17 protein-coding genes are annotated in these 21,446 nt (G+C 32.2%); 7 read left to right on the forward strand and 10 right to left on the reverse strand.

The window, feature by feature from the left end:
- Positions 1-227: 227 nt before the first annotated feature.
- Together ACA31_RS10470 and ACA31_RS10475 are read right to left on the reverse strand one after the other, a co-directional pair.
- Positions 228-1,613, reverse strand: coding sequence for a zinc ribbon domain-containing protein (locus ACA31_RS10470; protein ID WP_057513265.1), 1,386 nt, complete (start codon positions 1,611-1,613; stop codon positions 228-230).
- Between the two features lie 390 nt (positions 1,614-2,003).
- Complete coding sequence (locus tag ACA31_RS10475; RefSeq protein ID WP_057513266.1) at positions 2,004-2,468, reverse strand: MarR family transcriptional regulator; 465 nt, start codon at positions 2,466-2,468, stop codon at positions 2,004-2,006.
- Between the two features lie 216 nt (positions 2,469-2,684).
- Between ACA31_RS10475 and ACA31_RS10480 the strand changes: the two genes are divergently transcribed.
- Positions 2,685-3,656 carry a YdcF family protein gene (locus ACA31_RS10480; protein ID WP_057513267.1) on the forward strand — a complete coding sequence of 324 codons (972 nt, stop codon included), beginning with the start codon at positions 2,685-2,687 and terminating at the stop codon, positions 3,654-3,656.
- A gap of 522 nt (positions 3,657-4,178) precedes the next feature.
- On the opposite strand, the gene ACA31_RS10485 is transcribed toward ACA31_RS10480, so the two are convergent.
- Entirely contained in the window at positions 4,179-4,847 is a 669-nt protein-coding gene (locus ACA31_RS10485; protein ID WP_002506847.1) for an ABC transporter ATP-binding protein, read from the reverse strand.
- On the reverse strand, positions 4,847-5,899 hold the full coding sequence (locus ACA31_RS10490) for an ABC transporter permease (RefSeq protein WP_057513268.1): 1,053 nt from the start codon (positions 5,897-5,899) through the stop codon (positions 4,847-4,849). The genes ACA31_RS10485 and ACA31_RS10490 overlap by 1 nt, the downstream gene beginning before the upstream one ends.
- A 155-nt stretch (positions 5,900-6,054) precedes the next feature.
- Here ACA31_RS10490 and ACA31_RS10495 point away from each other — a divergent pair, with 155 nt between their 5' ends.
- Both ACA31_RS10495 and ACA31_RS10500 read left to right on the forward strand, forming a co-directional pair.
- A complete protein-coding gene (locus ACA31_RS10495) occupies positions 6,055-6,729 on the forward strand; it encodes a response regulator transcription factor (protein ID WP_057513269.1) in 675 nt (224 codons plus the stop codon).
- Positions 6,722-8,089: a sensor histidine kinase gene (locus ACA31_RS10500; RefSeq protein ID WP_057513270.1), complete on the forward strand. Its 1,368-nt coding sequence runs from the start codon at positions 6,722-6,724 to the stop codon at positions 8,087-8,089. Before ACA31_RS10495 ends, ACA31_RS10500 begins: the two co-directional genes overlap by 8 nt.
- 89 nt (positions 8,090-8,178) lie before the next feature.
- Here the strand turns inward: ACA31_RS10500 and mqo are convergent, their stop codons facing one another.
- The gene (gene mqo, locus ACA31_RS10505; protein ID WP_057513271.1) at positions 8,179-9,657 is read right to left on the reverse strand and encodes a malate dehydrogenase (quinone); all 1,479 of its coding nucleotides are present in this window, start codon (positions 9,655-9,657) and stop codon (positions 8,179-8,181) included.
- Between the two features lie 389 nt (positions 9,658-10,046).
- On the opposite strand from mqo, the gene ACA31_RS10510 reads away from it, so the two are divergent.
- On the forward strand, positions 10,047-11,204 hold the full coding sequence (locus ACA31_RS10510) for a glycosyltransferase family 4 protein (protein WP_057513272.1): 1,158 nt from the start codon (positions 10,047-10,049) through the stop codon (positions 11,202-11,204).
- Between the two features lie 259 nt (positions 11,205-11,463).
- On the opposite strand, the gene ACA31_RS10515 is transcribed toward ACA31_RS10510, so the two are convergent.
- Positions 11,464-13,065 carry an L-lactate permease gene (locus tag ACA31_RS10515; RefSeq protein ID WP_057513273.1) on the reverse strand — a complete coding sequence of 534 codons (1,602 nt, stop codon included), beginning with the start codon at positions 13,063-13,065 and terminating at the stop codon, positions 11,464-11,466.
- A gap of 241 nt (positions 13,066-13,306) precedes the next feature.
- Here ACA31_RS10515 and ACA31_RS10520 point away from each other — a divergent pair, with 241 nt between their 5' ends.
- Positions 13,307-14,998, forward strand: a complete 1,692-nt coding sequence (locus ACA31_RS10520; RefSeq protein WP_057513274.1) for a CDP-glycerol glycerophosphotransferase family protein — start codon at positions 13,307-13,309, stop codon at positions 14,996-14,998.
- A 100-nt stretch (positions 14,999-15,098) separates the two neighbouring features.
- On the opposite strand, the gene ACA31_RS10525 is transcribed toward ACA31_RS10520, so the two are convergent.
- Together ACA31_RS10525 and ACA31_RS10530 are read right to left on the reverse strand one after the other, a co-directional pair.
- The gene (locus tag ACA31_RS10525) at positions 15,099-15,959 is read right to left on the reverse strand and encodes a hypothetical protein (RefSeq protein WP_057513275.1); all 861 of its coding nucleotides are present in this window, start codon (positions 15,957-15,959) and stop codon (positions 15,099-15,101) included.
- A 206-nt stretch (positions 15,960-16,165) separates the two neighbouring features.
- Positions 16,166-16,684: a GNAT family N-acetyltransferase gene (locus ACA31_RS10530; protein ID WP_057513276.1), complete on the reverse strand. Its 519-nt coding sequence runs from the start codon at positions 16,682-16,684 to the stop codon at positions 16,166-16,168.
- A gap of 274 nt (positions 16,685-16,958) precedes the next feature.
- Here ACA31_RS10530 and ACA31_RS10535 point away from each other — a divergent pair, with 274 nt between their 5' ends.
- Both ACA31_RS10535 and ACA31_RS10540 read left to right on the forward strand, forming a co-directional pair.
- Positions 16,959-17,948, forward strand: a complete 990-nt coding sequence (locus ACA31_RS10535; RefSeq protein WP_057513277.1) for an acrylyl-CoA reductase family protein — start codon at positions 16,959-16,961, stop codon at positions 17,946-17,948.
- 214 nt (positions 17,949-18,162) lie between these two features.
- Positions 18,163-19,521 (forward strand): sugar porter family MFS transporter, encoded by a 1,359-nt coding sequence (locus ACA31_RS10540; protein WP_057513278.1) that lies wholly within the window; start codon positions 18,163-18,165, stop codon positions 19,519-19,521.
- A gap of 382 nt (positions 19,522-19,903) precedes the next feature.
- Here the strand turns inward: ACA31_RS10540 and ACA31_RS10545 are convergent, their stop codons facing one another.
- Together ACA31_RS10545 and ACA31_RS10550 are read right to left on the reverse strand one after the other, a co-directional pair.
- Positions 19,904-20,305 carry a GNAT family N-acetyltransferase gene (locus tag ACA31_RS10545; RefSeq protein ID WP_057513279.1) on the reverse strand — a complete coding sequence of 134 codons (402 nt, stop codon included), beginning with the start codon at positions 20,303-20,305 and terminating at the stop codon, positions 19,904-19,906.
- A 71-nt stretch (positions 20,306-20,376) separates the two neighbouring features.
- Positions 20,377-21,408 carry an NAD(P)/FAD-dependent oxidoreductase gene (locus ACA31_RS10550; protein ID WP_057513280.1) on the reverse strand — a complete coding sequence of 344 codons (1,032 nt, stop codon included), beginning with the start codon at positions 21,406-21,408 and terminating at the stop codon, positions 20,377-20,379.
- Between the last annotated feature and the right edge of the window lie 38 nt (positions 21,409-21,446).

Consider the following 21,446-nt stretch of genomic DNA (forward strand, 5'->3'; position numbering starts at 1 on the left):
TTTAGCTACTTATTAATACTTTATACCATATCATTATAAGATAAAGTTTATTGCTACTATTATAGCCTTTGCTAATGCAATTTTAAATAGATGAAGTTAAATTGATATGTAAAAGACAAAGGGAGCGGAAATACGAAATCAAATTCTAAATTTTGATTTCGTATTTCCGCTCCCACAAGGCTAACTAGAAACTGTATGCTTTGCATTAAATTTTCAAATGTTTAATTTTACTCTGCGTATTTCACTACTTTTAAATCATTAGCTTTGTCATTACCTTCAAGTTGATACTCTACCTCACCATATTGGCCATCCTCTTTTAATGTTTGCCCCGTTACATAGAATATATTACCTTCTTTTACAATATCAGTAATCTGTGGTTGTTGAAGATAGAATAGTTCATTAGATTTAACGTCTTTTTTAGTATCTTTATATTTTTCACTATCTTTCTTTAAATAGGATGATACTAAATTAAAATTACTTTGACTGCGTGCACTAATCATTGCCGCAGTGTAATCACCGAAAAAACGAGACACCTTATTTCTAAAACTATTTTCTTCTTTTTCTTTTTTCTCAACATACTTCCCGATTTCATCATCGTCAAAGTTTAAAGTGACTTGTGTTTTATCTTTGAGATTATCTGTTTTTACTGTTGTCTCTGCTGATTTAAATGCTTTCTTCTTCGCTTGTCCTTCAGCAGAGACTGTTATATCTTTTGTTTTAGGATATGGACCAAATTCTTTGGTTTTTGCGTAATCATAAGTTTTATCATTGATTTTCACTTTAACTGAATTTTTATCTATTTCAGATGCACCATTTAATTCAACTTGTACATATGCCTCGTTAAAGTCTTCAATAACATCAACTGACTCATTATTACTATCATTAAAGTTGAAATTAAGATGACCATTGAATTGACCGTTCACCATTTCTTTCTTAGCTTCAAGTGTATAATCACCTGGAATAAATTCACCTACAGAAGTGGGCTTATTTTTCTCAGCTACTACAGTCTTTTGTTTATCATCTGCCTTAAATTTATAAGTTGTTTCTTGTTTAGGTTTTACAATCGCTTCTTTAGTTGGTGCAGTAAAGCTCATATTATCAAATATTAAATAACGTGTCCCATTTTTACTAATTCGCAGAACTTTCTCTCCATTTTTGGCTGTGACAAAGTCTGAATTCTTTGTATCATTTTGGTTCAATTTCGCAATTTTGCTATTTACATCTTTCACAAAATTATCCATTCCAACTTCATTTTTTATGTATTTAATATAAGCTTTAGCTTCATTTTCATCAACACTGTTGTTTTGGGTACTCAAAAGCGTTGAAAGCTTTTGCGTATCGTTATTATCTACTGCATTTATTATAATCTCTGATTGCGCTTCAGGTGAATTATAGTTTCTTACTAAGAAAAAAACAATGATAAGTAAGATAAGGATAAAGAATGCAATACCCAAAGGAATAACTTTACGTGCGTTAATGTGTGTTGTGTTTTTATTTATTTTTGTAGAACGTGTCATTTTTTCTGAATCGCCTTGTTTTGCTCGATATCCGCAATGACTACATCTTATCTGCCCATTTCTTATATTTTCTCCGCACTTCGGACATTTTTGCATTTTATCACCTCTTTATCCTCGATTTTTACACTATCCCGTTATTTTAACACATTATAGGATGAAACTATATGTCAGATTAATACTGCACAAATTACTATACCTATGCATAATTGAAGTGTCATAATGTATATTTTAAAGCTATAACATTTATTATATGTGGCTCGCTTAAAAATTGATATACGCATTTAGTCTAATGCTTCAGTTCTTTTATTGAATCATCTATTATTCAAAACAATATATCTAAAAACTTTATAGCTTAATGATTTATAAAAAAACGACTACTAGTCACCCTAGCTTGGATGCTAACAGCCACTTAATAAGACTCCTCTTTATATAATTATAACTTAATGTATTTTTAAATTCGTCCTACAATATTGATATTGATTAATGTTACGAATGATGTTTGACATTAAAGTTCTTCAGTCTTTGATCAATAATTTCTAATACGTAACGCGCCTGTTCAATTTCATCGTCTGATAAACCATGCAGTATATCACTCACTATGTCATTTATAATAGTTTTACTTTTTTTATTAAACTGTTTGCCCTTTTCAGTTAATTTAATATATTTTAATCGTTGATCTCCTGTTTCTTCAGGTTTATCCCATTGTACAACCTCAGATTGAATTAATTTTTTTATTCTTCGACTGACAGCAGCTTTATTTACGCCTTGTCGTTCTGTAATTTCTGTTAAAGTCATCGCTTTTCCATTTTCAAGCATTAATATAACGTTTGCCTGTTCTTTGGATACATTGTACTCCTCTCTCAATGCCTTTAATAATTTAGCTAATAATGTGTTTACATCATCTATGAAATCTCCCATGAATTCTATATGATTGCTTAAATTTTTCACCATTGGTTGCACCTCTTCAATCTCCATTGTATGTAATAACATTTTGTAATTTGTTATATTAATAGTATCAATATTTTAACTTCTATAAAAGTCAAAATATATCATGCATCTATTTATTGATGTTGCGTGTTGCTTAATATTGATAATATCGCTTTATACATTTGCTTATTTTAATAGATTCAACTACATTTAATATACTATAAAATACTGGGGTGAAACATGAATATTCTGGCACTAGTCTGTAGTTTAATGATAGTCCTTATCTTCGTAAGTATGTATTTAAATTTAAAATACTTTGCCAATATCAATATTTTTATTTCCCAGGTAATATTAGGTTATATTGTCATTATATTACGTATTGGGTCTCATCATATCCCTATAGATATAATTGTTGTGATACTTATTGGTTTCTTATTAGTACATATAAAACACAAGCATATATTGCAGTACCGTATGAGCGCGCTATTTTTAAAACGACTCTATCGCTTATCTTTTAAAGTCATCGTTTTCACACTTGCTTGTGCCTACATCAGCTTACTACCGTTTGCATTTAATGTTGTATTTCTATGGTTAGCAGCGATTGCTTTTAGCGCGATTTTCACTTTTATTTGTTATGTATCTTGTACTTCTTGTTATTTAAATCAGGAACACATAACAAAATTTGATACGATACTCGTCTTAGGTGCAGGCATATTTAATGAACATGTCACGCCTATGCTAGCTAGTAGATTAGATCGAGCCTTAGCCTTATTTAACCAACAACCAAATGCGCAATTAATTGTAAGTGGTGGACAAGGTCCGGATGAACCTATATCTGAAGCTTTGGCAATGTTTCGTTATTTAGTTGACCGCGGCGTGAATCCAGCTCAAATTTTAATGGAAGACGCGTCTACGAGTACATACGAAAATATTAAATTTACAAAAGCACTGATACAACAATCATTTAACACAAAACCTAAGATTATCTGTGTTACAAGTCAATTTCATATTATGCGTGCAGTCCGCTTCGGCCAAAAGTTAGACCTTAAATTAAAAGGTGTAGGAAGTCATACGCCGTATCACTTTTTTGAAGTTGCCTTAATTAGAGACTTTTTAGCATTAATGTATCAATACAAGTTATTGCTAACAGTCTACTTTGCTACATTGTTCTTTGCTTGTATATTTGCATTATGGCACATCCCTACTTCGTAGCCATATAATTTTAAAAACAACCAGATAAAACTGATTAAAAATATCAATTTAGCAAATAGAGAATCGTGACATCGAGCGAGTAACAATAACTATTAACGTTAAGAGCGTAAAAAAGATGATTTCTACTTTATTTCATGTAGAAATCATCTTTTTAGCGTGTCGACAAAGTCTGTGACTTTGTTGGCATTTTTTTATACTCTTTCAGCGGAAACAGCTACATCCTGTAGCCTTCAGCTAGTACCTTATTAACTAGTCAGGAACCGGACCAAATCGCTGCCAATTTTCATTGAACTTACATAAAGTCAAACACAAATAAGCTGAATATATAACTAAATTAGCAAAAAACATTCCCTTTATTTCTAATAAGTATTAAATAACTAAACTAATGGACAAAGATAAGTTTCAAGGGAATTATATATAAAACAACCCAAATGTCTTTGTAGCATTTGGGTTGTCCACGTTATAAAAACCTTGTTTATTATTATCTTCGAAGCACTTCAAAAGGAATTGGAATTTTAAGGGTTACGAATTCACTATGACACCATTATCTAATTCAATTACTCTGTCTGCATACTGAAATAATCGTTTATCATGGGTAATCATTATACCTATCATTTTTTTACTTTGTATTTGATTTTTAATCATGTGAATAACTTCAGTTGCACGTTCAGCATCTAAACTCGCTGTAGGTTCATCCGCAAGTATAATTTTAGGATTGTTCATCAATGCTCTCATAATCGCTACACGTTGTTTCTCCCCACCAGATAACATATGTGGAAATACATTCAAACGGTGTTCTAATCCTATTTGTTTTAATAACATTTCCGCTCTTTGATTAGCATCATTTTTAGACATTCCAGCTTCTTTGCCTATCGTCGTTAATTGTGCTTTCACTTTTAAATAAGGTACTAAATGTGAAGATTGAAATATAAATCCAATTTCATTCAATCTTAATTCTGATGCTTTTTTATCTCCTGCGTATAATGGAGAACCATTATACAAAATATCACCACTATTTTGTGAGAGTAAACCACCTAATATAGTAAGCAATGTTGTCTTACCTGAACCTGACGCACCATTTAATATTACGAATTCTCCATCATTCACTTCAAAGTTTATTCCTTTTAATACAGGCGTTTCTGATGGACCTTTACCAAATGTTTTTTTAATATCTTTTACTTGTAAACTCATTATTCTCCACCTCCAATTGCTTCAATAGGGTCTACTTTAAACAGTTTAATGAATGATAATACCGCACCTATAATTGCCACTACAATAAATACGCCTACAACTAATAGTAAATTAGATATTGTTACGTGGAATGGCATTGACACTGGCATAATTAATGATAAACCACTCACGAATCCGACAGATATCAATACGCCGATCATAGTAGTAATTAATATTTGAATTAATAACGCACTTAATAAATGTTTTGTTTTGATTCCAATTGCTTTTAAGATACCAATTTCTGGTATTTTTTGAATTGTCATAACATAGAAGAATGCGCTAAGTACTATCGCTGAAATCACGAATAAACTTACAATCATCATATTTAATGGCGCTTGCTCTGCTTGATAACTTGGTATTTCACTTGTTATATCATCTTCTGTAAATACTTTGACTCCTGAAATTTTATTTACTTCATCTTGTTGTTTACTTGTTAAATCTTTAACCGGATAAACTGTACTCACTTGTTTATTCAAGTTGTCAAATCCACTATCATTCATCATCACGACTGAGCTGTGTGAATGCATCGTATCGTTGATAACACCTGATACCCTTAATGCTTTACCATCTTTAACTTCAACCATGTCACCAACGTTGATACCTTCTGCAGTGAGCTTGCTGTTAATTGCAAATTCGTTATCTTTTGTTGGATAACTACCTTCGGCCAATTCAGGCTTGTCATTATCTACCGTATTAGTCATCACAACATCTTCTTCGCTTTTATTAATTTTTAATGTTTGTGACGCTAATTTTAATGGTTCTTGATTTGTAATATCTTCTATTTTCTTTTGTTGCTCTGGTTTGATAATTGATTTCTCAATTTGTGGTTGCTTATTGTCCTGTAAAACATATTTTTCAGTTTTCATGTTGTCTAACATCGATACATTCTCTCTTGCTAACCCCTGTGCTAGTCCACTAATAAATAGAACCATAATACCTAGTAATAAAATGATTAACATAATTAAAATATAGCGGAATTTATAATATTTAATCTCCTGCCATGCTAATTTCATTATTTCCCACTCCTTCTCTAAAACTTATATCTAGAGTTTATCCTCCTTATGTGAACTCAATATGAACTTATGTTCATTTTTAAAAACTTTTGTTATTTGTTAAGTCATTTAGTAACGTTTATAATGACATTAAAATGAAGAAGGAGACATTGCCCATGACAACTTGTCTAATTGTCGATGATGACCAAAAAATATTAGAGTATGTTTCTAATTATATTAGTCGTGAAGGATTAGAAACAATTACACGACCTAGCGCTGAAGATGCATTGTCCTATCTAGAATCAAATCTAGTAGACATTGCTATTGTAGATATTATGATGGGTGGCATGAGCGGTTTTGAGCTCTGTAAGATTTTAAAAGAAGATTACAATATGCCGGTCATCATGTTAACTGCGCGTGATGCTTTAAGTGATAAAGAGCAAGCTTATTTAACAGGCACTGATGACTATGTCACGAAACCTTTTGAAGTGAAAGAACTTATTTTCAGAATTAAAGCTGTGCTTAAACGCTATAATATTAATGCTAATAATGAAATTGCTATTGGCAACCTGACGCTTAATCAAGCGTATTTAGAACTACAAACAGCTTCTAAAACGATGAATTTACCTAATAAAGAATTCCAACTACTATTTATCCTTGCTTCTCATCCAAGACAAGTTTTTAACCGTGATGATTTAATAGAAAAAATATGGGGATTTGATTATGAAGGTGATGAACGCACTGTCGATGTTCACATTAAACGCCTTAGAAAAAGGCTTGAAAAATTGGAAGCATCAGTAACGATTCATACAGTGCGTGGATTGGGCTATAAGGTGGATGATCATGTTTAAATCACTCTATACACGTATTGCAGTGTATACTATTGTTGTTATGCTCTTCAGTGCAGTAGTTAGTTTTTTATGTACAAATATTATTTATCATAATTTTTTAAAAGAAAATAATGATGCAAAAATCATGCGTACTTTAAAAGATTCGATGGAATATCAAAAAGAATCAAAAATTGATAGTCATCCATCATTTTTCAAACATTTAGGTGAAATGAACTACCAAGTTATGACTATTTCAGAAAACGGAAAAAGAACATACTATGGTGAAGCTTTCAGAAAAGATAATATAGCATATCAAGATGTTCAAAGTGTATTAAATGGTAAAGATTATCATGGTATTAAAAATTTACCTTACACGCCTATTATTACTGGTTTTTTTGAAAACACTACTCAAAACACAGTAGGTATTGCTTTTGAATCCAAAAATCAACACTATGCCGTCTTCATGAGACCTGATATCGGTAAAACATTTAGTGAATTTAGAATATTCTTAGCGATATTAATATCGTTATTACTCATTATCTCTATCATCCTAGTTATTTCTTCAACTTATACATTAATCAAACCAATTCAACAATTGAAAAACGCGACAGAACGTCTTGTGCAAGGTGATTTTGATACAGCAATTAAGATTACACGTAAAGATGAATTAGGCACGTTACAATATCGATTTGATAAGATGCGACTTTCATTAAAGCAATTAGATGATATGAGACAACATTTTGTTCAGAACGTTTCGCATGAAATCAAAACACCGTTGACACATGTTCATCATTTACTTGATCAACTCAAATTTGCTAAGAACAATCAAGAGCGAGAGCGCTATATTGATGATATTTACCAAATCACTACACAACTAAGTGAATTAACCAAAGAACTTTTATTATTATCAGAAATTGATAATGGTGCACATCTTGAATTTAAGGATCACATTGAACTTAATCAACTTTTAAAACAAATTATTCGTCATGAACAATTCTCTGCCAATGAAAAAGATTTAATTATCATGTCAGATTTAGCAAATATTGAAATGGTTGGTAATGAACGCTTATTACATCAAGCATTCCAAAATCTCATTACAAATGCCATTAAATATTCAATTCAAGGTGGCACGATAGACATTATGCTTAAACAAGATTTAGATTCTATTAAGTGTACGATTACAGACGATGGCCAGGGTATGACTGAAGAAACTCAATCCCGTTTGTTCGAACGATTTTATAAAGCAAGTAATCATGACAATAGTAATGGCTTAGGCCTTGCAATTGCTAAGGCTATTTTTGAACTACATGGTGGTATGATATCCATAGTAAGTGAAAAGAATGTGGGCACTACATTCTCTATCGAAATTAGCAAAAGTTAAAATAAAAGCGCACGGTTAGTCTAGTATGATACTAGATTAACCGTGCGCTTATTTTCATTGTTTATTATCAGATCATTGCTAAAGCAATACTAATTTATTTTTAAATTTTTCGTGATTTCTTTATTCAATTTCGTATAAAGTGCTTCATTATCTGATAGTTTCATGCCATATGACGGCACCATTGTTTTTACTTTATCTTCCCATTGTTTAAATTCCTCGCCATAGCAGCGTTTAAGCATATCGAGCATAATATCTACTGCTGTAGAAGCACCAGGCGATGCACCTAACAATGCGGACAATGAACCATCTTCAGAAGTTATAACTTCTGTACCAAATTGTAATGTCCCTTTGCCATTTTCTGTATCTTTTATAACTTGCACACGTTGACCAGCTACAACAATTTCCCAATCTTCACTCTTAGCATTAGGAACAAATTGACGTAAGTCTTCCATACGCTCTTCATTGGAAAGCGTAAGTTGTGAAATTAAATATTTTGTTAAACTCATTTCTTTAATTCCCGCAGACAGCATTGTAATTAAGTTGTTTGGTTTCACAGACTTAATTAAATCCATATTTGAACCAGTTTTCATGAATTTAGGTGAAAATCCAGCAAATGGACCAAATAATATTGTACGTTTGCCATCTATATAACGTGTATCTAAGTGTGGCACTGACATAGGTGGCGCTCCTACTGAAGCTTTTCCATATACTTTAGCAAGATGTTGCGTTGTGATAGATTCATCTTTACATACTAAGAACAAGCCACTTACAGGGAATCCACCAACATGTTTAGATTCTTTAATGCCTGTTTTTTGTAGCAATTGTAAACTTGCCCCACCAGCGCCGATGAACACGAAGTCACTTTCAACAAATGTCACGTTGTCCGTTTGTAAATCTTTAACTTTCATCTCCCAAACACCGTCTTTACGTTGTTTCAGATCTTGAACTTCATGTTCATAATTCAATTCAACTTGCTTTTCTTCTAAGTTTTTAAATAACTTTTTAGTTAGTTCACCGAAATTAACATCCGTGCCAGTTTTATCATAACTCATTGCCACTGGTACCTGAGATGTACGACCTTCCATCATCAGTGGTGCCCAGTCAGCTATTTTATCTTTATTATCAGTAATTTCCATATTACTGAATAGAATGTTTTTGTTTAATCTGTCCACACGTCTTTTTAAAAAATCTACGTTACGTACACCTTGTACAAAACTCATGTGAGGTACAGGCTTAATAAACGCCTCAGGTTGTGTAAGTTGACCTTGTTTAACTAAGTAATTCCAAAATTGTTTGGTAACTTGGTATTGTTCATTAATTTTTACAGCCTTATTTATATCTATTGAACCATCTTTATTTTCTTTTGTATAATTCAACTCACATAATGCAGAGTGACCGGTTCCTGCATTGTTCCAACCATTAGAACTTTCTTCTGCCGGTGTGGATAACCTTTCATACATCTTAATCTCTTTCTCTGGTGCGAGTTCTTTTAATATAGTGCCTAATGTTGCGCTCATGATACCGCCACCGATTAAGATGACATCTGTTTTGCTATGTTTTGTGCTCATAACAAACACAGTCCCCCTTTATATATGTTTATAGAAACGTTATCTTTATCCTTTTAGAAAATGAGATGAAGCGTTTTCTATAACTGAAAAATAAAAAAACCTGCCGTTATTATTGATTAAAATGTAAAAATAACGAAATATATCTTTATACATCTCTAATTATATACGTAATTGCCCTATGAAAAAAGGGCTTTCAGTAATTCTACACAAATTTTGTTAATATGTGTTAACCAAACTGTTGATTAAACGCTCTATTATACCTACTAAAAAGACGTTAATACGCTTTTTAAAATACTTAAATAAGTTTGGTACTAATCATAAAAAAACATCATACAATTCATGATATAATGAATTTTAATTTAAGTTAAGAAACATTTGGAGGTTCTCGGATGAAATCAATCACTTTTTTCATGCATAATATCTATGCCATGGGAGGCACTGTAAAGTCTATTTCACAATTAGCTAATACACTAGCTAAAAAAGGTCATAAAGTCGAAATTATTTCTATATTTAAAGCTGATATAAAACCTTATTTCGAACTCCATGATTCTATAGTAGTAAAGCCTTTGATCGATTATCAGTTACATCCTAAAAATTTTAAAGATTTATTTTTTAACCGTATCAATAAATACACTTCAATTTCTAAACCTAAAGTACTTTCAAAAAACGAACCGGGTTTAAATCAATTTTCACGTTATATAGAGAAAAAGATGATTAAATCCATCCGTAAAATTGATACAGACGTTCTAATCGGAACTAGAGCCAGTTTTAATATATTGATTGCAAAATATGCACAAAACAACATTGAAACCATTGGCATGGAGCACATGAACTTTGAAGCCCATCCTGAAGTATTTCAACAAGAAATCATTGATGCATATACTTCTTTAGATAAAGTGACTACACTTACTCATGTAGATAAAATTAAATATCAATCATATATTCAAACACCTGTTTATGTTGTTCCAAATATTTTAGACGAACCTAGACTTAATACAATAAAAGAAAAAATAATTACTGCAGCTGGCCGTTTAGAATATGAAAAAGGGTTCGACTTACTCATCGATAGTATTAATCCTATTCAATATATCGTCAGAAAATTTGGCTATAAAGTACACATTTTCGGAGAGGGCCAGGAAAGAGAAGCGCTACAACACCTTATTGATCATTATAATTTATCAGATATTGTTTTACTACAAGGCTCAACGCAACAATTAAACGAAAAATTAGCAATTAGTGAAATTACAGTCGTTCCTTCACGTAACGAAGGTTTCGGCATGGTTATCTTAGAAGCCATGAATCAAAGTAATATTGTAGTAAGCTTTAGTGGAAATGCTGGTCCTGATTCTATTATTAAAAATAACGTGAATGGTTATTTAATAGATCATACGAATGTGACTGAATTGTCGAATAAACTGCGTAGACTAATCAATCAAGAATTCAAAGAACACGTCCTTATAGAAAATGGTTTCAAGACCGTCGCTACTTATGCGCCTGAAGCTATTTATCAACAGTTTTCAAATATGCTTAATTCACACACACCATAGTTCTTTATCCAAAACGTAAACAAATCAAACGTTAATTATGACGTTTGATTTGTTTTTTTTAACCTAAGTATCGACAGTGATTTGGCTCCGTCCAGTAGAATAGCACAAGCTGAAGAATACAGACTGAGGCAGTGCCATAAGGAAGAGAGAATGATATATTAGTTAAATCTGTCTATGAACAGTATACAAAAAAACTGCCAACAAAGTCATAGACTCTGTCGACAGCCAAATAATATATCGTCGTTTTCATTATTTATTTCTATATAAAGAAATTCAAGATAAATGTCCAAATACATATGAATACAAGCATCGCAATACTATAGCGTAATGTCATTTTCAACAGTTGAGATTCTTTACCAACTTGTTGAACAGATGCAGTAGCAATTGCAATAGATTGTGGAGATATAAGTTTCGCTGCAACACCACCAACAGTATTGGCAGAAACGAGTAACGCACCACTTGCTCCTATATTATTTGCAACTGCTGCTTGAATCGGTGCAAATAGCGTATTATTATTTGTCACTGACCCAGTTAAGAAGACTCCTATCCAACCTAAAACTGGAGATAGTAATGGGAATATAGCACCTGTTTTAGCAATACCTTCACCAATCACATTACTTAATCCAGCATACGTCATAAGTTTTGAAATAACTAAGATAAAGCAAATTGTGATGATTGGTAACCAAAGTTCTTTAAATGACAGTTTAAATAGTCGACCACCGTCAGAAAAACCAACATGTTTAGACATTAAAATAGTAATAATTATTACTAAAAGAATGGCTGTGCCTGTTTGACCAATTATGTTTAAAGGAAGACTAATTGCTTTATTTGCTATCTCACTGTAAGTACCCGGCAATGTGATGTTAAAGACGAACGCTTCTAATGCGCCACCTGGCTCAAAGAGTGCTTTAAAACTTGGTGCACTCCATACCATTACAAATACCGTTAAAATAAAGAACGGACTCCATGCATAAACAATTGCTTTCGCTTGATGTTGCTCAATTTCTTGTGGTTTTTCTTCTTTATTAATTCTAAAGATATGTTTTGGTTGGAATTTTTTAGAAAATAAAGCTAATGCTAACATTGCACCTAATGGCGGAATGATATCTGCTAATTCAGGTCCAATAAATAATGTAATTACAGCCTGTAACACTGTATAAGTAATACTTACAATTAAGATGGCTGGTAATGTTTCTTTAATACCCTTGAAACCATCAATAATCCATATTAATAGAAACGGTACAGCCATATTCATAATAAATAAAGTTAGCGTAGACATTTGTGATACTGCCATACCTGTAATATCTCCTGGTAACCCTAAAGTATTAATTACAGTGATAGGTAAACCAATCGCACCAAACGCCCCTGCCGTAGCATTTGCAATTAAGCATAACATCGCTGCTTGTAATGGAGCGAAACCAAGTTGAGTAAGTAAAAGTGCACATATTGCAATTGGCACGCCAAAACCTGCAGCACCTTCTAAGAATCCATTAAACGCAAACCCAATAAGTAATAATTGGATACGTTGGTCTTGTGAGATACTAGATATACTATCTTGGATAGTTTGGAACTGCCCTGTTTCAGTTGTGACTTTATATAATAATACTGCCATGATAACAATATAACCAATAGGTATGATACCTTGGAAAAATCCTTCGACAACTGCACCAGAAGCAATACTTACTGGTAGTTTAAAACACAATATTGCAATGATTAATGTAACGACTACAGTGGTAATTGCCGCATATATTCCTTTCATTCTAAATACAGTTAAGCATAACAAGAATAAAATAATAGGAATCGCTGCAATGATAGATGAAACTAAAACATTGTTAAAGGGGTTAAAAGTTTCTACAAACATTTGCTTCACTACTTCTTTCTATTTTTAATTTAAATTATGATATATTATAATTGTGATTTTTTTCACAATTCAATTATAACATTTTCTATATCAAATACAATATACTTTTTAAAACTGTCGTTAATTTTTCTATCGTAACACGAAGTTTAAAATTTTAAAAATTGCTCTACAAGAGATTCATTTATCTCAAGTGCACTCCATGGTAAAATAGTAACAATAATGATTAAGTAGAGGTATATTAATGATAAAACAAATTGAATTAGCTGAGTGGCAACATTTAGAAACTCAACTAAAAAAAGCAACACTAGAAAATTATACACATTTTGTTGTAATTAACAATAGTATAAAAATACACCAAAATATGATTAAGGCAGTTAATTTAAAACCTTGCACGATCGTATCTGACTATACTGTTAACCAACAATATATAAATGATTGTCGTTATTTTGGTAAATTAGAGATTACATTTAATGACTGGATAGAAAATATTAATCACTATCCAAACATCGTTTTCCATATAGAAACAACCCAGCGTATTATAGATGAATTTGATATACAAAATATATTTGATTTAGCTTTAATATCACTATTGCAAGATGATGTTGTTACTGACGGTCATGTCACTTTTGATTTCAGTCAGTCTTTCACTACAAGTGATAAGATATGGAATGATATACACAAACTGACACCGTTGAACACGACAAAGTTCAATTTAAATAAATTAGCATATGAACACAAACACGGACTTCCATTTAAAACGAATGAAACATTAGCGCCTGAACAAATGCGTTTTACTGATAAATGGTTAAATTCTACAGGTTTCAAAATGCCCCATTGGCTTTTCAATATGGTGCAAAGTCAATCGGTTAAAAAGCATCGAGAGAAAAGCTACATATATGAAAAAAACCCGTCAAAAGTTAAAAATCATATTGTATTTTTAGGCTTTGATTATGGTTTTAGAGGTAATTCTCGTTATTTGTTCAATCACTTTGCAAAACATTTTTCAAAATTACCAATATATTTTATAACCGATGATGTTAATGGTCCAAACTTTATCAAGCCAAAAGATCCAAAAACAAAAGAACTTATAGAAAGCGCATGTGTAGTGATATTAGAAAGCAACATTCCTGACACACTAAAACCCAATGGAACTATTATTCAACTTTGGCATGGTACACCCATAAAAAAACTGTTTTTAGATAGTAATGAACCGTCACAAAATCTAAATATTTACAATTACCGAGCTCGTAAATATAATAAGTGGTTACAGCAAGATTATTTTGTGTGCGATAGTGAATCCATTATTGAATATTTCAAATCTGCTTTTCCGCAACAGCAAACCCATATTTTAAACTGTGGTTATCCTAGAATCAGATATTTGCTAGATAAACAAACTGATCACCACTATATTTCTTTTATTAAACGAGAGTTAAAGTTAGACCCTGAAAAAGAAACTTTACTTTATGCGCCAACATGGAAATCTCACCACGATGATTCAGATTTATTACCTATTAGTGATGGATTACTCAATAAATATAATGTTGTATTTAAAGGACATATTGAAGATCAATCTTCTTATATTCCAGAAAATGCAATTCTTGCGCCGTCACATATAGAAGTTCAAGATTTATTATTAGTTTCAGACATTGTACTCACAGACTATTCTTCTATTATTTTTGATGCATTAACAATTAATAAAACGGTTTGTCAGTATACACCAAATCACGCTAAATACATTGCTGAACGTGGCGTCTACGATGAAGTTATGCATTCATTAGCTACTGTTAGATATAGTGATGCTAAGGCTTTGTTAAATGATTTAATTAGTCATCAAATGACAGAGATTCATTCTAATCCTTTTATCAATAAAGATAATCATGCTTTTGAAACCCTGTCTCATATTATTAAAAAGTGTAATAAAACATATAATTAACATAGAAATACCTTTAAAATTTAACAAGGCTAGGGGATCTCATTACAGTAATGAGATCCCCTAGCCTTGTTATTGTGTGTATGATTACTACTTTAATAGATTATTGATAATAAGCTGGGTCTACAACTCTTACAGTTCCTTGCTGATCTACTGTAGCAATTGTGTATGATCCTGGTTCAGCTTGATTTTGGAAACTAAAGATATAACTATAATTACCTTGACTACCTTCAATAGCATAATCATTATATGGATTAGATTGACCATTGATTGAGTTAACTTCTGTTGTTGCATTATCTAATGAGTTTTGGAAGTTGGGTAAATTCTGTAATGCGGCCTGATTATCAACAGGTCCTGACGTAATATTTTGTGAAACTGGAACTGTATTTTGCCCTTGGTACGGTGGTACATATTCTGATGTTCCTGAGTTTGCTGTACTATTATTCGCATTGTTTGCATTCGCATTATTTGATGCATCACTGTTAGAATTCGCATTATCATTTGCGCTATTTGCATTTGCGCTATCTGCAGAACCATTAGCATTACTACCACTGTTAGCTGCATTGCTATTAGAATTTGCATCACTTGAACTATTAGCACTATCGCTACTATTAGATCCATTAGCGCTATTACTATCATTTGAATTTGAACCATCACTGTCTGACGCATTTCCGCTGTCGCTTGATGAACTATTGCTATCAGAACTATCATCATCGCTTGATTTACTGTCACCAGATTTACTGTCTGAATCTTTGTCTGAACCTTTGTCTGAACCTTTATCTGAATCTTTGTCAGAGCTATCATTGCTCTTCTTGTCATCATTCTTAGAATCTTTTGATTTGTCTTCGCTAGATTTTTTGTCGTCTGAACTATCGCCTTTTTTATTACTTTCGTCATCGCCACCATTTGAACAAGCAGCTAAAGCTAAAGATAGTGTCAGAACCCCTGCTAATAATTTTTTCATACAGAAAAACCTCCTTATGTTTTAATACTCGTAACTTAATGATTTAGCCATATGTATTAATTTGCCCAATCAGTTAGATGAGAATTAGTATGTTATTCACTATAAATTAAAAAATAAACATCTTTTGTCAAAATTCTTTCGAAATAAAATATAAATTTAATGAGAACTAAACAATTGAAAACTTTAATTCACATTCTTATCCATATTTATAAGTCTTTCTCCATAATTAAATCCGTATCTATAATAGAACCTGTATAAAATTGATGTTCTCCAGTCACTGTAAGCCCTTGTTTTAGATAAAATCGATAAGCTTGAGCATTATGCTCCCATACACCTAACCAAAGCTTTGATTTATTAAGTTTTTTAGCTTTTGTTACTGCAAAATCAAAGACATTTTTACCTTTACCACTACCTTGTGCTTGAGGTAAAAAATAAATGCGTTGTAGTTCAAGATAATCATCACCCATAATCTCCGTTTGGGCATCATGTACATTCAATTTAAAATAACCAATTATTTTATTATCTTCTTTATAAAAGTAAGTGAATGAATTTTTATTTACTAATTCTTCTTCCAGTTGCTCCACAGCATAAGCTTCATTAAAATAACGGTTAAAATCTTCATCAGAATATTCGCCTTCCTCAAAAGTTGCTCTAAATGTTGTCATGCACAAATCTCTCAATATTTTAACCTCTGATTGTTCTACACGCTCAATACAGTGGGTCATGATTTCCACCTCTATCTCTATTAATATTTGTAATTTATTATACTAATTCGTGGATAATTTTACTATAAAAAATTAATTATAATTTCATTACTTTCAAAGGGTATATTTACAATATCACTTTACTTTCAACAAAAAACAAAAGTTTTTTACTTTAAAGCGCTTACTTAAAAAACCTTATGCCTAGGCTTATTGTGTAATTTGCAATTACGTGATAAAGTTGATTCTAGTTTTTAAATTGTGCATAAATATATACATAAGGGAGTGCCCTAAGGCAATGACTGAATCATTTAAAGCTTTTGTGGTCGATGAACAAGACGGCAAAGTAACAAATCAATTTAAAGATATAACTATAGATGACCTTCCAGCAGGTGAAGTGTTAATTAAGGTTAAGTACTCAGGTATCAATTATAAAGATGCATTAGCAACAGTTGAAAATTCAAAAGTTGTTAATTCTTATCCAATGGTTCCAGGTATTGATTTAGCAGGTGTAATAGAACATTCTGATACGCATGCATTCGAATCTGGCGAAGAAGTAATCGTTACTGGTTACGATTTAGGCAGTAGTCATTTTGGTGGATTTAGTGAATATGCTCGTGTCAAAGAAGAATGGATTGTGCCATTACCTAAAGATTTAACACTGGAAGAGGCTATGATATACGGAACAGCTGGTTATACAGCAGGGTTAGCAATAGAGAAATTAGAGCGTAACGGCCTTTCAGTTGAAAAAGATGACGTACTTGTACGTGGTGCTACAGGTGGCGTTGGAACACTTGCTGTTATGATGTTAGATTCTATTGGTTTTGATGTTGTAGCGAGTACAGGTAAATCGGGTGTTGAAGAAAAACTTAAATCACTCGGTGCAAAAGAAGTTATACCTCGTATTAACGAAACTGATAATAAACTTCTTGGCAAACGTACTTGGCAAGGAGCGATTGATCCTGTAGGTGGCGAAAGTTTATCTCAGGTTATCAAACAAATAGATTACAATGGAAGTATCGCAGTAATCGGTATGACTGGTGGTCATACATTTGACAGTTCAGTATTTCCTTTCATATTAAGAGGTACAAGTATTATTGGCATTGATTCAGTTTATACTGAAATGAGACAACGTAAACATATCTGGCGTCGATTAGCTAGAGATTTAAAACCAGATCAATTACATGAAATTAAACAAGTAATCAAATTTAGCAATATAGAAGATAGTATTAAAAAAGTACTTGAACATAATAATTCTGGCCGTATCGTTATCGATTTCGAAGCATAGTAAAATAATGATTTCTTCCTATCCTACTTCAATTTATATTTTGAAGTAGGATTTTTTATATTTTAAATATTAATGAATTTATATTCGTACATAGAAAAGGTTCCGTTTGATATAAACACATATGAATTAATAAAAAACTTATAATTTAACATTTACAACCAATATATGAAAGCGTATACTTATATCTATCGAATTAAATCAGGAGGGTTTGGGAATGAAAATAAATAAAAAACTCATCTTTTTCCTTGGTGCCTTAGGTGGTTTACTCTACGGTTATGACATGGGAGTCATATCTGGTGCCTTATTATTTATAAAAGATGATATTCCTTTAAATAGTTTTACAGAAGGTTTAGTTGTTTCATCTATGCTCGTTGGGGCAATTGTTGGTTCGGGAGCAAGTGGACCAATGTCAGACAGACTTGGACGTAGACGTGTTGTGTTTATCATCGCGATCATTTATATTGTTGGGGCATTAATACTAGCATTAGCACCATCAATGCAAGTCTTAGTAATCGGTCGTCTAGTTATCGGATTAGCCGTTGGTGGTTCTACCGCAATTGTTCCAGTATACTTATCTGAAATGGCACCAACAGAACAACGTGGGTCATTAAGTTCATTAAATCAATTAATGATTACAATTGGTATTTTATCATCATATTTAATCAACTATGCTTTCACACCAATTGAAGGTTGGAGATGGATGTTAGGTCTTGCGATTGTACCTTCTCTCATCTTGCTTATCGGTGTAGCATTTATGCCTGAAAGTCCAAGATGGTTACTTGAACATCGAAGCGAAAAAGCTGCTCGAGACGTAATGAAATTAACGTTTAAACACAGTGAAATAGATAAAGAAATTGCTGATATGAAAGAAATCAATAATATTTCTGACAGTACTTGGAATGTTCTAAAATCAGCTTGGTTAAGACCTACACTGTTAATTGGTTGTGTGTTTGCCTTACTGCAACAAATCATAGGTATTAATGCAATCATTTATTATGCACCTACTATTTTCAGTAAAGCTGGATTAGGAAATGCCACTTCTATTTTAGGTACAGTGGGTATCGGTGCAGTGAACGTGATAGTTACAATTGTTGCTATTAATATTATTGATAAAATCGATCGTAAACGCCTATTAATTATCGGTAATATCGGTATGGTTGCTTCATTATTAATCATGGCTATCTTAATATGGTCAATAGGAATTCAATCATCAGCTTGGATTATTGTTGCTTGTTTAACTCTTTTCATTATATTCTTTGGTTTCACTTGGGGTCCTGTACTATGGGTTATGTTACCAGAATTATTCCCAATGCGCGCACGTGGTGCAGCAACGGGTATGGCAGCATTAGTATTGTCAATTGGTAGTTTATTAGTTGCACAATTCTTCCCACTCTTAACTGACGTATTACCAGTAGAACAAGTATTCTTAATATTCGCAGCTATTGGTATTGTAGCCTTGATTTTTGTTATTAAATACCTACCAGAAACTCGCGGACGTAGCTTAGAAGAAATCGAAGCTGAATTACGTTCTAGAACAAATGCAAGCGATGCAAATATTAATGAAACAAAATAATTTCATTATATAAAATATACGCTGACACATTTGTGTCATCTCATATCTGTCGACAAAATCATACGAATTTGTTGGCAGTTTTTTTGTACGCTTTCCGTAATCACATCTTCAACCTGTAGTCTTAAGCTAGTATTTTCACGACAGGAGTCGGCCCAAATCACTACAGTTTTCCAAACAAAAATAATGTAATTATTCATCATATTAAAGCCAAATAAATGAATATATTAAATTTAGTGAAAAAGATGCCTTTCATTTCCGAGTAAGAATTAAATAACCAAATTAAAGCACAAACATCATCTTAAAGAAATCACCTATAAAAAAACCAAATGCTTTTATAGCAATTGGTTTTTTAGTTTATTAGCTGAGCAAATTTTATTATATTTTAATATTTTCGATACATCCCTGCCGAATGCGGTTCTGTCATTATAAAACCATATTGCGCGTATAACTGATCTGCTGGATAATCAGCAATTAAACTGACATAGGTACCTTGTTCAGCTTCAGCAGAAATGTACGCCATAATATGGATCATAATCACCTTACCATAACCTTGACCTTGGTAATTAGGATTAACAGCTATATCAATAATTTGAAACGCTGTGCCACCATCACCGATCACTCTTCCCATACCAATAAGCACTTGATCATCATAAATTGTTACATCAAAACAAGCATTAGCTAAACCTTTTTCTGCTGCTTTTTGTGATTTCTCACTCAATCCTGCTATTTTACGTAAATTTCGATACTCTGAGACTGTTGCTGCTTTATGCTTTATTTCTATCATTTACGAACAACTCCTAAAAAAAGACTATGTAACATTTACCATATCACATAGCCTCTTAGCTTACTTTTGTTTTATAGATATTTTTTCATAACCACTTTATTGGATTCTTTAAACACATCATTGTGACTAGATACATAACCCTCAGGCGAGGCTTCAGGCTCGACATATAATTTAGCTAGGTTTGCGGCATTAGCAGCATCACTAAATGCACTAGCAATCAGATGTGCTTTTGCCTCATGATAAATAACATCACCACATGCATATAGCCCTTCAATACTTGTAGATGTATTGCCAAAACCTTTAATACTATATTCGTTAAACATATCAACTTGAGTTGAAGATTCTTCTAGTAACGTGCTTTCATGATCAAAGCCATGACTTATAATCACTTCATCAAATATTTTTGCAATTTGTTCTTTCGTTTCTGTATTTTCTAAAATAACCTGCTCAATTTTGGTTTGCGTAGAATCACCTATAAGTTGATGAATATGCGTGTTAGATAACTTTTCAACTTCTAATTTATCCAACACACCTTTCATTGCCTCATAGCCTTTAATATCTGCCTTTCGATATATAAGTGTGATACTTTTGGCATAACCACTTAAATCATTTGCCCAATCTAACGCAGAATTCCCAGCGCCTGAAATCAATACGTTTTTATCTTTAAATTTTTTCAATGATTGTACTACATAGTTCAAATTCGTTAGTTTATAGCGTTCAGCATCTTTGATATCTAATTGCTTAGGATTTATAATACCACCACCAATTGCAATAATGACAGACTTAGCATCATAAATATTATGCTTATCCGTTTCAATTTCAAAATGTTGTTCAGCAATTTTTCTAATGTCTATGACACGTTCTTCCAAATTCACTTCAGGATTAAAATGTAAACCTTGTGCAACCGTATCTTTAATTACTTCGGCACATGGTTTAGGCGCTAAACCGCCAATGTCCCATATAATTTTTTCAGGATAAACATGCATTTTTCCACCAAGTTTATCTTGTATATCAATTATTCTAACACTCATACCTCGTAAACCCGCATAGAAACTCGCGTACAATCCTGCTGGCCCACCACCAATAATTATAACGTCATCCATAATGAATCCTCCCAAAATCTATCTTCTCTTAGACCTAT

Source organism: Staphylococcus sp. NAM3COL9 (assembly GCF_001431205.1).
Taxonomy (GTDB): Bacteria; Bacillota; Bacilli; order Staphylococcales; family Staphylococcaceae; genus Staphylococcus.

Bases quoted from the DNA above. Each gene is read 5' to 3' on its own strand.
- ACA31_RS10470 (WP_057513265.1), bottom strand. From the start codon at position 1,613: ATGCAAAAATGTCCGAAGTGCGGAGAAAATATAAGAAATGGGCAGATA.
- ACA31_RS10535 (WP_057513277.1), top strand. From the start codon at position 16,959: ATGACTGAATCATTTAAAGCTTTTGTGGTCGATGAACAAGACGGCAAA.
- ACA31_RS10525 (WP_057513275.1), bottom strand. From the start codon at position 15,959: ATGAAAAAATTATTAGCAGGGGTTCTGACACTATCTTTAGCTTTAGCT.
- ACA31_RS10510 (WP_057513272.1), top strand. From the start codon at position 10,047: ATGAAATCAATCACTTTTTTCATGCATAATATCTATGCCATGGGAGGC.
- ACA31_RS10475 (WP_057513266.1), bottom strand. From the start codon at position 2,468: ATGGTGAAAAATTTAAGCAATCATATAGAATTCATGGGAGATTTCATA.
- ACA31_RS10500 (WP_057513270.1), top strand. From the start codon at position 6,722: ATGTTTAAATCACTCTATACACGTATTGCAGTGTATACTATTGTTGTT.
- ACA31_RS10530 (WP_057513276.1), bottom strand. From the start codon at position 16,684: ATGACCCACTGTATTGAGCGTGTAGAACAATCAGAGGTTAAAATATTG.
- mqo (WP_057513271.1), bottom strand. From the start codon at position 9,657: ATGAGCACAAAACATAGCAAAACAGATGTCATCTTAATCGGTGGCGGT.
- ACA31_RS10490 (WP_057513268.1), bottom strand. From the start codon at position 5,899: ATGAAATTAGCATGGCAGGAGATTAAATATTATAAATTCCGCTATATT.
- ACA31_RS10550 (WP_057513280.1), bottom strand. From the start codon at position 21,408: ATGGATGACGTTATAATTATTGGTGGTGGGCCAGCAGGATTGTACGCG.
- ACA31_RS10480 (WP_057513267.1), top strand. From the start codon at position 2,685: ATGAATATTCTGGCACTAGTCTGTAGTTTAATGATAGTCCTTATCTTC.
- ACA31_RS10540 (WP_057513278.1), top strand. From the start codon at position 18,163: ATGAAAATAAATAAAAAACTCATCTTTTTCCTTGGTGCCTTAGGTGGT.
- ACA31_RS10495 (WP_057513269.1), top strand. From the start codon at position 6,055: ATGACAACTTGTCTAATTGTCGATGATGACCAAAAAATATTAGAGTAT.
- ACA31_RS10520 (WP_057513274.1), top strand. From the start codon at position 13,307: ATGATAAAACAAATTGAATTAGCTGAGTGGCAACATTTAGAAACTCAA.
- ACA31_RS10515 (WP_057513273.1), bottom strand. From the start codon at position 13,065: ATGTTTGTAGAAACTTTTAACCCCTTTAACAATGTTTTAGTTTCATCT.
- ACA31_RS10545 (WP_057513279.1), bottom strand. From the start codon at position 20,305: ATGATAGAAATAAAGCATAAAGCAGCAACAGTCTCAGAGTATCGAAAT.
- ACA31_RS10485 (WP_002506847.1), bottom strand. From the start codon at position 4,847: ATGAGTTTACAAGTAAAAGATATTAAAAAAACATTTGGTAAAGGTCCA.